Consider the following 9,454-nt stretch of genomic DNA (forward strand, 5'->3'; position numbering starts at 1 on the left):
TCCGTCCCGCTAACGCGAATGGAAACAAGCAGAATGCTATCGCTGCATAGTTGAACAGTGATGTTCAGCAGTGTTCAGCGTAAATGTATCAGCGACCCCTCTGGGGCTTCTTCCATCCGGCTGCAGCTGAGAGGGCAAGGGATGGCTTTATGGGGTAGGGATCACTCCTCGGCGGACGGCAGGCCCCAGGGCGTGGCTGCCGATGTCAGAACGATAGTAGGCCTTGGGAAACTGCACTTGCTCCACAGCTGCGTAGGCTTGGCGCAGGGCCTCGGATAGGGTTGCCCCTTGGCCGGTAAGACAGAGAACGCGCCCGCCATCGCTCAGGAGCTGCTTGCCTGCCTGGCGGGTACCCGCATGAAACACCAACGCCCCCGTGGTGGCAGCTGCATCCAAGCCGGAGATGGGGATCCCTCGCTCGTAGGCATCGGGATAGCCTGGGGCTGCCATCACCACGCAGGCGGCATAGCCGGGTTTCCATTTGAGCTGGATTTGGGCCAGCCGTCCTTCTATACAGGCCAGCAGCACCTCGTCCAAAGGGTTTTCCAGCAAGGGCAGGATGACCTGAGCTTCGGGATCCCCAAAGCGGCAGTTGTACTCCAACACGTAGGGATCCCCACTGGGTGTGATCATCAAACCGGCATAGATCACCCCCTGGTAGCGGATGCCCCGCCGTTGCAAAGCCTCCAGGGTGGGATCCAGGATCTGGGTTTGGATGCGGGCCAACCCTTCTGGAGTGACCAGGTGATCCGCAGGGGCATGAGCTCCCATGCCGCCGGTGTTGGGGCCAGTATCGCCCTCGCCAAGGCGCTTGTAGTCCTGGGCAGGTGGCAGCGGCACACAGATCTGGCCATCGGTTAGAGCCAAAACCGACACCTCCTGGCCGGGGATAAACTCCTCGATCAGCACCTGATCGCCCGGCTTGGCCAGGGCTGCTTCCAGGGCTTGCACGGCTTCTTCCCGGTTTTGGGCAACGGTTACCCCCTTGCCGGCAGCCAGTCCGTCTTTTTTGATGACCACTGGGAAACTCTGGGAGTCGAGATAGGCCACAGCGGCAGATAGCTCAGCAAAGCCGGTAGCGCGAGCAGTCGGGATCCCCGCCTCTTGCATCAATTGCTTAGCCCAGAGTTTGCTTCCTTCCAGTTGGGCAGCGGCGCGGCTAGGCCCGAAAATGGGCAACCCTGCTGCCTGGAAGGCGTCCACGATCCCCTGCACCAAGGGCAGCTCTGGCCCTACCACCGTCAGGCGGATCCCTTGTACGGTAGCAAACCGCACCAGGCCTTCAATGTCGGTAGCCGCCAAAGCCACGGATTGACAGCGGGGCATCTGCTGCATGCCGCCGTTGCCGGGGGCACAGTAGACCCGAGTAACCTGGGGAGACTGCAACAGCTTCCAGGCCAGGGCGTGTTCTCGTCCCCCCGATCCGATGACCAGAGCCTGCATAGTGTGTTATTCCACCGTTTCTAAACCCAGCTTGCCTGTCTCCCGAACATCCCCCATTAGACCATGTTCTTGCCCCGTTTCTAGGGTGTTGGCACACTGTGGACGGCGAGAGAACGGCCCCGCCAGGTCCAGTTGCGGCCGGTGGTGGTGCGGATGGCCGAAGCCAAGATGATGGCCGCTGTCGCCCAACCCCCCACTGCCGTTAGCCACCAGTAGCGCAGGGGCAGATGCGCCCAATGCCGGAGCAAGAGCCGGATGGCCAATTGGGCCAGGATCCCTGCCAAGCTGGCCAACAGCACCTCCAGGGATCCCGTAGCCCCAGCCAGGATCACCCCCAACCAGGGCAAGCTGCAGATCCCCAAGACCGTACCCATTGCCAACACCGCCAAGGCCCAGTTGCGCTCCAGGCCCAGGAACCAGTTTTTCGTCCACCCTTCCCAGAGGGCGGCCCCATTGGCGTACATGCGGCTGCGCACCCGCGGCCCCCCCAGGCAGATCTGCAGGCCGAGGCCGGCCGCTTTGATGCGCTGTCCCAGCGCCACATCCTCGATGACCACCTCGGCCACGCCGGCGTGTCCGCCCACTTGCTCGTAGGCGGAGCGGCGAAACAGCATGAACGGCCCGAAGGCAAAGGCCTTGGGACGCTTGGGATCATTCACGGCGGCAAAGTCGTAGCCTGCCGCCAAGATGACCATCATGATGGGCTGCACCAGCCACTCGGCCAGGCAGCCGCACACCAACTGCGGCCCCACGCTTACCAGGCCGCTGCCGCTTGCCAGCAAATGTCCTAAGGCGGCTTCGATGGCTCCACTTTCCAGCCGCACGTCGCAGTCGAGAAAGAGCAGGTAGTCGGGGGGATCAGGCTGGGCGGCTAGGGCGGCAACGGCTTGGGCACAGGCCCAGTTTTTGCCCACCCAGGTCTGGCCTTGGGGGCGGGGATCCCCTTTGAGCAGGTGCAGCCGCGGATCCTGTCGCTTGGCGGCCAGTCCCTGGGCCAGCTCCCAGGTGGCATCGGTGGAGTTGTCGTCCACCAGCCACACTTGCAAGGGGGCGGCGGTGCTGTCCAGGATGCTGCTCAGGCAGCCCACCACGTTCTCCGCTTCGTTGTAGGCGGGCACGATCACCGCCAGCCGCTCCATGGCCGCTGCCACTGCTGCCGCTTGCTCCGGCGAGGGATCCCTCAGCCAGGGGGAGGCCCGCAGCGCCCGCCACAGCCGCAGCGCCACCAACGCAATGGCCAGGGCCGTCGGCGCCAACACCCCCGCCAGGATCTCCGGGATCCCCACGCTTGCTTCCCTCGCTTAGATACGAACGGCTTTGCCCATGCCCTGGCCCTAGGATCTCCCAATCCTCTAAGCAGACAGCGCCCCTTCTACGATATCGCTGTAGGGGCGGGGAAAGATCAGCCAAACCTGGCTTTGCGTTTCCACCAAAGCCCGCACCAGCGGCGAGAGCTGGGCAATTTCTGCGTAGCCGTCTTCGGTTTTGAGCTGGATCCCTTGGTCGTAAAAGCTGTAGCCCTGGACGTGGGCGGAGCGGATTCCCAGATAGCTTTCTGGATCCAAGCCATCTCGCTGCATCTTCTGGCTTAGAGTTGCCACCAGCTCTTGGCGTCGCTCGGCTGGCAAGCGGGTGAGGTTGCGGGCTTTGAACAGATCCCGCTCCAGGTAGCGCCGCGCCAGATCCGCCAAGATGGGATCCTTCCCCACCATAGCCCAAAAGCGGAAAGGGTAGCTGAACATCACATCGTCAGCGGCCAGGTAGAGGGGCAAAGGCAGCTCGAAGGGATCCCCCTTTTGCGCCGCCAGCGCGGCCCAGCACCAGGCGCTCAGGATGGGATCCAACTCGATCTCCCCCTTTTGCAAAAGGATCTGGGCCCGCTTGAAGAGGCGATCCAAAATGAAGCGGGCGCAGAGGCTCTTGGGGTGCTGGTAGACCTGGGTGTACATGAAGTAGCGCACCACCAGGTAATGTTCGATGGCTCCCAGGCCTTTGCGGGCGGGAATGGAGAGGGATCCCGTCTCCGGGTCGTAGTCCAACACCGTGAGGATGCGATCCAGATCCAGGTGGCCGTATTGGGCGCCGGTGAGCAGGCTGTCGCGCATGAGGTAATCAAAACGGTCGCAGTCCAGTTGGCTGGCAATGAGCTGCCCCACCAGCGGCAGGGGGAAGCGTTTCTGCCACACCTGCTCCAGTTGAGCGGGCAGTTGCGGGTCGAACTCCGCCAGAAGAGTCGCCACCTGGGGATCCTCGCGTACAATGCGGGCCGTCCAGACCTCATGGCGGCAGCCAAAAATCTCCTCCCCTGCATGGCTAAAAGGAGGGTGCCCAATGTCGTGCAGCAGGGCGGCAACCAGGGTAACGGCGCGGTAGGGGCGCAGCTCCGGGTAGCGGCGGGCCAACTTGTCGAGCAGCCGCCGCGTAACCTGCAGCACCCCCACCGAGTGGGTAAAGCGGGATCCCTCGGCCCCGTGGAAGGTCAAAAAAGCGGTGTCCAACTGGCGGATGCGGCGCAGGCGTTGGAAGGCCGGTGTGTCGATGAGGCGAATCAGCAGCGCCTCAACCGGATCCCCGCCATCCAGGCTGATGGCGCCGTGCAGGGGATCGTGGTAGGTGCGGGACTTGCAAAAGCGCAGCGCCATACTCCCACCATACTCGCCGATTGGCCGATCTTTGGTTAGCCTGTCTGGGGGGCTTCCCGCCCCGCCCGACCCCTGCCCAGTCTTTCCAAAGCTACCCCCTTGCACCTGCTTTCTTTGCCGACAGATGCAAGCGTCCAGATACCGAAAAAACCGACCTCCAGACCCTCAGACGGCTGGGCTGCTCCTCCTCTCAATCCTAATTTTGCTGCTCGGATCAGGGCTAGCCGCCTGTTCTGCCGCTTCGAAATCCCCTCTGCCTGCTGTGCCCGGCCCACCCGCCCTCACCCGCTACGTTGCCCTGGGAGCCAGCGATGCCGTCGGCTTCAACGCCTCCATCTCCTGCGATGGCCCGGCCAACGCGGCCGGCACCCGTCCGCAGCGCTCAGAACCCCTGGACTGCCCCAATGGAACGGGGTATGTCCCTCGCCTGGCCCGCCTGCTGCCCGGCCCGGTGGAGCTCATCAACTTGGGCCGCTCGGGAGCGGTGCTCAGCCCGGCCATGCAAGCCCTGCGGGAAGGGATCCCGGCCAACCTGCTCCAGGATCAAGTGCCGCGCATCCCTCCCAATGCTGACCTAATCACCATCTGGGTGGGCGGCAACGACACCAACGCCATTGTTTTTGCCGCCGCCCAACGGGCCCTGCAGGGGGAGGATCCCTTGCCCTTTGTCGAGCGCCAGATCCAACAATTTGCCGCCGACTACCAAACCCTGCTGCAGGCGGTGCACGCCCGCGCCCCCCAAGCCCGCCTGGCAGTGGCCAACCTGCCCAACTTTGCCCTGATCCCCTTGGGCCAGCAGCAGCCCAGCAGCCTGCGCCGACTGCTGGCTCTGGTCTCCGTCGGCCTCAGCCAACGGGCCATCAACCCCTTGAGCCAGCAAGGGATCCCGGTGGTGGACTTGCTCTGCGATCCCCGCTCCTACCGCCGCGAATCCTTCTTTCCCGGCCCGCTGGCCGACGGCTTCCACCCCAACGACCGGGGCTACGCCGACCTGGCCGAGGCCTTCCTGAGAGCCCTGCAGCAGCCCGTTCCGCCCCAAAACCGCTGCCCGCCCTTTAGCGACGTGGGATCCCTTTCTCCCGAAGCGTTGGCCGCCCTTGGCAAGGCAGAGCTCTCTTCCAGCAGCTTTCCGGCAGCAGAGCTCAACCCCCCCGGCCCAGGGAAGAAGGAGGAGACCTGAGCGCCAGCCACCCGGTCTTACGAAGCCGCCACCGCCGCCGAGGAGCGCCGCCGCCGCCCCAGGGCTATCCGTTCCTGTTCTGTCTTCGTCTCCCCTGTGGGCAGAGCAGTTACAGGTACAGACTCCTCCTCAGGCGATTGCACAAAAACCAGCACCGTCGGCTTGCCGGGCAACTGTTCCCGCACAAAGCGGCGCACCACCCGCTCCACTTCTGCCTTGAGGCCGGCCCAGTCAATATCCAGCCTGCCCCGCTCCAGCGAGCGGGCAAAGCGCGGCCAAGCTTGCTTGAGGGTGTCCTCCAGCAGGGGTTTCAGGTCGGATCCCTTGAGAGAGGTGCCCTCGCCTGCTAGGCCCAAGCTTTGCACCTGCGGCGTGCAGAGCAACTGGCCCCTGCCATCCAAGCTGATCACCACCGTCAGCATGCCATCTTTGGCCATCTGCTGGCGCTCTTGCAGCATCTCGTCCATCACCACCCCATCGTGGGAAGCGGCGATCATCTGCAGGCCAGAAGGCACTTTGTCTACAATGGCAATGCGCTCCTGGTTCACCTCCACCACATCGCCGTTGCCGATGATCACGATGTTTTCCCGCGGGATCCCCATGCTCATCGCCGTTTCGGCGTGCTTGACGAGCATGCGGTACTCCCCGTGGGTAGGAACAAAGAACTTGGGGCGCGTGAGGGCGATCATCAGCTTTTGGTCTTCCTGACAGCCGTGGCCGGAGACGTGTAGCCCCTTGTCCTTGCCGTAGATGACATCGGCTCCCAGCTCCATCAGCTTGTCGATGACCCGCGTTACTGCGAGCGTGTTGCCGGGAATGGGGTTGGCCGACCAAATCACCGTGTCTCCTGGCTTGATCTGCAACTGCGGATGCTCGCCGTTGGCAATGCGGGTCAGAGCAGCCAGCGGCTCGCCTTGGGATCCCGTGGTGAGGATGATCACTTTGTCGTCCGGCAGGCTGTTGATGACATGCATCGGCTGCAGCGTCTCGTCCTTGCAGCGGATGTAGCCCAGGCGCCGCGCGTGAGCCACCACGTTCAACATCGAGCGCCCCAGCAAAGACACCACCCGGCCCTGCTGCTCAGCAATCTGCAACACCAAGTTGAGGCGATGTACCGAAGAAGCGAAGGTAGTGATGATCACCCGTCCCTTGGCTCCCGCAATCGCCTTGGTAAGGCCTGGCACTACCGAGGCTTCGGAAGGAGTAAACCCGGGCACCTCGGCGTTGGTGGAGTCGCTAATCAGACACAGCACCCCCTTTTCCCCGTGCTCGGCCAGCCGCTGCAGGTCGAAGCGCTCCCCATCCACCGGTGTGTGGTCGATCTTGAAGTCGCCCGTCTGGATGACAACACCCACCGGCGTGTGCAGAGCCACCGTGAAGCTGTCGGGAAAAGAGTGGGTATTGCGGATGAATTCGGCAAAAAAGTTCTTGCTCAGGGGCACGATATCTCGCGGCCCGACCGGGCGCAATTCTGTGCGGTTCAACAGCCCCACCTCGCGCAGCTTGTCCTCCAGCAGCGCCAGCGCCAAACGCGGGCCATAGATAACCGGAATGTCGAATTCTCGTAGGTGATACGGGATCCCGCCAATGTGATCTTCGTGGCCGTGGGTAACTACCATCCCCCGCACCTTGTCCCGGTTTTGCTTGATGTAGGTCATGTCCGGCAGCACGATGTTGATGCCGTGCATGCTCTCATCGGGAAAAGCCAAACCGGCATCCAGCAGGATGATGTCATCCTCGTAGCGGAAGGCCCAGGTGTTTTTGCCGATCTCCCGCTCGCCTCCTAGCGGGATCATCTGCAGAGAGGAAGTGGGCTTAGCTGCCGAAGCCGCAGGACGGGAAGCGATCGAAGTACGTGGTGTTGGCATACTAGCTTTAGATCCTCAACAGTGACAGTCAAACAACAGACGAAAACTGGTATAGACAAATCCCAGCAAACTTACCCGCAAGGTCATAGGTAAAAGGCGGATTCCGCTGTTGCAATTTACCTCTTTCCCAGTTGGGAAAAAGCAAAAATTAGAAGGAAAACTGTCTTAATCACAGCTCAAACGCCACAGAAGACCCCCTAACCCTTAAAAAACTCTCGTCATGGTAAAGGTAAAACCTAAGAAAATAATCGAATCATGAAGCCTTCGCCGTCCTTCGTTCGGATCCCTGCGCTTCAGCCAGGAGGCCCATTTCTTGCAGCACTTGCCGTAAAACCTGTAAAGAACCGCCCTGGAGAGGCACCAGCGGAGGGCGCACCTGCCCCACTAGCCAACCCTGCATCTCTAGCGCTGCTTTGATCGGAACAGGGTTGGTCTCAATAAACAAAGCCTTAAACAGCGGAAACAGACGCAAATGATAAGTCAAGGCTTGGTCGTGTTGTCCCCTGCTGTAGCTTTGAATCAATTCCTGCAGTTGCGGCCCAACTAAGTGGCTAGCTACACTGACCACACCGCTGCCTCCCAAAGATAGGATCGGCAATGTCAGAGAGTCATCTCCTGAGTAGATGCCGAAATGTGAGGGAGTGAGCCGCCGAATTTCCGAGACTGCGTCCATTATACCACTAGCTTCCTTGATGGCGACAATCGTTTCCAACTCCGCCAATTTCGCCACAGTTTCCGGCTGCAGGCTCACCCCCGTCCGACCAGGAATGTTGTAGAGCATGATGGGCAGGTCGCTGGCTTGGGCGATCGCCTTAAAGTGCTGATAGAGGCCAGCTTGGGTGGGTTTGTTGTAGTACGGCACCACCTGTAAAGAGCCATCCAAGCCCAATTGGGCAGCTTTTTTGGTGGCTTCAATGGCTTCGCGGGTGGAGTTGGATCCCGTCCCGGCGATAACTTTAGCCCGACCGGCCACCGCATCTCGCACCACGCGGAACAGTTCGTACTCCTCTTGCCAGGTTAGGGTGGGAGACTCGCCGGTGGTGCCACAGACCACGAGACCATCGCTGCCATGGGTTACCAAGTAATCGGCCAAACGAGCAGCTTCTTCGTAGTTAAGCTCCCCCTCAGGTGTAAAGGGAGTCACCATTGCCGTCAGCACGCGACCGAAATTCACAGGTTGCCTCTCCCCATCAACCACACCGCTCGCCATCGCCGGTCTGTGACCCCGCAAAATCCAATGCTGCGGGCTAGAGCCTTGATTATCCCCTTATCATAGCTGCCTTTGGGCCAGGGATCCCGTTTGGCCGAGGGGGCTGCTTGCCAAGGCCCGGCTCACCGGTTGCTTCAGACCGGCTAAAAAGGAGATAACCTAGAGAGGGCAGACCGTTTGAACCCAGAATGTACGGCTGCTCACCAACTCTGCCTCCAGTCGTGGGGTCAGCAGCCTTCTTGCTTTCGACCTTTGAGCTTCGAGGATTGCGATGGACGCCCTAGCCGCCCTAAAAGCGCGCATCTCCGCCGACAAGTTCGATCCCAGCCGCTCTTTATCGGAGATGGAGATCCAAGAGCTGGTTGCCTATGCTACGGAAGCCCCCTCTTCCTTCAACATCCAGCATTGGCGGTTTGTTGCCGTCGCCGATCCTGCAGATAAAGATCGCCTCAAGGCCCTGGCCTACAACCAGCAGAAGGTGGCGGATGCGGCGGTGGTGTTTATCATCTTGGGGGATCTGAAGGGCTATGAGAAGCTGCCTGAGATCGCCCAAAGGGCCGTTGCCGCCGGGATCCTCCCTCCTGAGCGGGCGGAAAGTTGGGTAAGCATGGCCCAAGCCACCTACGCCAACAACCCCACCTTGGCGCGGGACGAGGCGATTCGCTCCGGGGCGCTGGCGGCCATGGCACTGATGATCGCGGCGCAGGCAAAGGGTTTGGTGAGCGGGCCGATGATCGGCTTTGACCCTGAAGGGGTCAAGCGAGAGTTTGGGATTGCCGATCGCTACGTGCCGGTGATGCTGCTGGCGGTGGGCTACCCTGCGCCCGGCAACTTGCCGCGCAAGCCTCGCTTGGGGGTGGATGAAGTTCTGGCCTTTGGGCGAGGGCGGGAGTTTTAGCTAATCCGCCGTTCGCGCTAGCGGGACGTAGTCCTGGAAGCCCCGCTCTGTACCCCCCTATATCCCAGCCCCCCAGTCCCCCAGCCCCCCCGTATACGGGGGGATATAGGGGGGCGGAGGGATGTAGGGGGGCGGGCCGGCCAGAGTCAGGATGAGAGGCGGGAGCGTTCAACAGGTACAATGCATTCATCATGAGAACCGCTTACCAGTACC

At 61.7% G+C, this 9,454-nt stretch carries 7 protein-coding genes; 2 read left to right on the plus strand and 5 right to left on the minus strand.

Annotated features, from left to right (window positions below; translation table 11 throughout):
* Nucleotides 1–147: 147 nt before the first annotated feature.
* The 3 genes from purD to ACVW0R_RS13135 form a co-directional block, all read right to left on the minus strand.
* Nucleotides 148–1,443, minus strand: a complete 1,296-nt coding sequence (purD, locus tag ACVW0R_RS13125; protein ID WP_099812403.1) for a phosphoribosylamine--glycine ligase — start codon at nucleotides 1,441–1,443, stop codon at nucleotides 148–150.
* An 80-nt stretch (nucleotides 1,444–1,523) separates the two neighbouring features.
* A complete protein-coding gene (locus ACVW0R_RS13130) occupies nucleotides 1,524–2,729 on the minus strand; it encodes a glycosyltransferase (RefSeq protein ID WP_457502175.1) in 1,206 nt (401 codons plus the stop codon).
* 66 nt (nucleotides 2,730–2,795) lie between these two features.
* Nucleotides 2,796–4,085, minus strand: a complete 1,290-nt coding sequence (locus ACVW0R_RS13135; RefSeq protein ID WP_011429522.1) for an HD domain-containing protein — start codon at nucleotides 4,083–4,085, stop codon at nucleotides 2,796–2,798.
* Nucleotides 4,086–4,347: 262 nt separating this feature from the next.
* Between ACVW0R_RS13135 and ACVW0R_RS13140 the strand changes: the two genes are divergently transcribed.
* Nucleotides 4,348–5,265, plus strand: a complete 918-nt coding sequence (locus ACVW0R_RS13140) for an SGNH/GDSL hydrolase family protein (RefSeq protein WP_240527273.1) — start codon at nucleotides 4,348–4,350, stop codon at nucleotides 5,263–5,265.
* A gap of 17 nt (nucleotides 5,266–5,282) precedes the next feature.
* Here ACVW0R_RS13140 and ACVW0R_RS13145 read toward each other — a convergent pair whose 3' ends face one another.
* Nucleotides 5,283–7,133, minus strand: a complete 1,851-nt coding sequence (locus ACVW0R_RS13145; protein ID WP_099835632.1) for a ribonuclease J — start codon at nucleotides 7,131–7,133, stop codon at nucleotides 5,283–5,285.
* Between the two features lie 253 nt (nucleotides 7,134–7,386).
* Nucleotides 7,387–8,307 carry a 4-hydroxy-tetrahydrodipicolinate synthase gene (gene dapA, locus ACVW0R_RS13150; RefSeq protein WP_011429525.1) on the minus strand — a complete coding sequence of 307 codons (921 nt, stop codon included), beginning with the start codon at nucleotides 8,305–8,307 and terminating at the stop codon, nucleotides 7,387–7,389.
* A gap of 307 nt (nucleotides 8,308–8,614) precedes the next feature.
* Between dapA and ACVW0R_RS13155 the strand changes: the two genes are divergently transcribed.
* The gene (locus tag ACVW0R_RS13155) at nucleotides 8,615–9,241 is read left to right on the plus strand and encodes a nitroreductase family protein (RefSeq protein WP_457502176.1); all 627 of its coding nucleotides are present in this window, start codon (nucleotides 8,615–8,617) and stop codon (nucleotides 9,239–9,241) included.
* Nucleotides 9,242–9,454 lie beyond the last annotated feature (213 nt).

Source organism: Thermostichus sp. MS-CIW-15 (assembly GCF_054060575.1).